Annotated in this window: 1 protein-coding gene; it reads left to right on the top strand. The window is 69.5% G+C overall.

Translation table 11 applies throughout. From position 1 onward, the window contains the following. Positions 1–61 precede the first annotated feature (61 nt). Positions 62–931, top strand: an 870-nt coding sequence (locus D450_RS33835; protein WP_206539675.1) for a hypothetical protein, incomplete at its 3' end; no start/stop codon positions are given.

The raw sequence follows: 931 nt of genomic DNA, 5'->3' as shown, positions 1-931 counted from the left end.
GATGAGCGGGCGCTCTTACGACGAAAGTGACCAGGACGAGATCGACGACGAGTGGACCGAGATGGCCGACGAGATCGCCGAGGAGAATCCCGGCGTTCACACCGTCCTCGTCGGCCGCAATTCCGGGGTCCGCACCGACGCCGCCATATCCGCATTCGGTGCGAGCATCATCCTGGGCGGGGTCCTGGGGATCGTCGCCTTCTCCGTGGCCATCCTCCGAGTCGCGGTCATGTTCATGCTCGCCATCTCGCCCGTGGTCTTCGTGTTCGGGATACACCCCGGGTGGGGGCGCCCGATCGTGCGCCGATATTTCGAGATGCTGGGCGGCCTGGCAATCAAACAATTGGTGTTGCTCGCGCTCATGGGCGTACTGCTGGTCGCCTTTCGCCTGGTGGTCGCCAGCCCGCTGCCGTGGCGCATGCACATTCTCCTCTACCTGCTCATCCTGGTGATCGCGATCGTGGGCAGGAAACGCGCCCTCGGCAAACTGTCCGAGATGATCGGCGGGGCCCAGTCCACCGCCGGGCGAATGGTCAAGGGCGCCGCAGAGGACAAAACGCTAGAGCACGCATCGGGATTCACCGCGTGGAATGCCACGCGTAAAAAGTCGATCGAATGGGCGAAGAAGGCGGCCGGCGTCACATTGGCGCTGTCTGGCATGCCCAACGCCCTGGGCGGACTCGGCGGGGGCAAGAACCCCAAGACCAAGCAGGGGCCCGGCGGCCGCACGCCCGAGGAGGCACCCCCCATGAACGGACCCAAGTGGCGCGCCGAGGACACCACCGCCCGCCCGTCCCGGCCCCAGCCCCCCGGCGTGGGCGGGCGGCAGGCCCCCGGCCTGGGCCAGGGACCCAAGGGCGGCCCCGGCGGCGGTCCGGGCGGCGGTCCGGGCGGGGGCCCGCCGCCGCTGCCGGTGGACCGCAGCGGCGGC

This window comes from Nocardiopsis halophila DSM 44494 (genome assembly GCF_000341245.1).
Lineage (GTDB): Bacteria > Actinomycetota > Actinomycetes > Streptosporangiales > Streptosporangiaceae > Nocardiopsis_A > Nocardiopsis_A halophila.
Note: the sequence above shows the minus strand (reverse complement) of the source record. Positions and strands in the feature narration are given on the sequence as shown.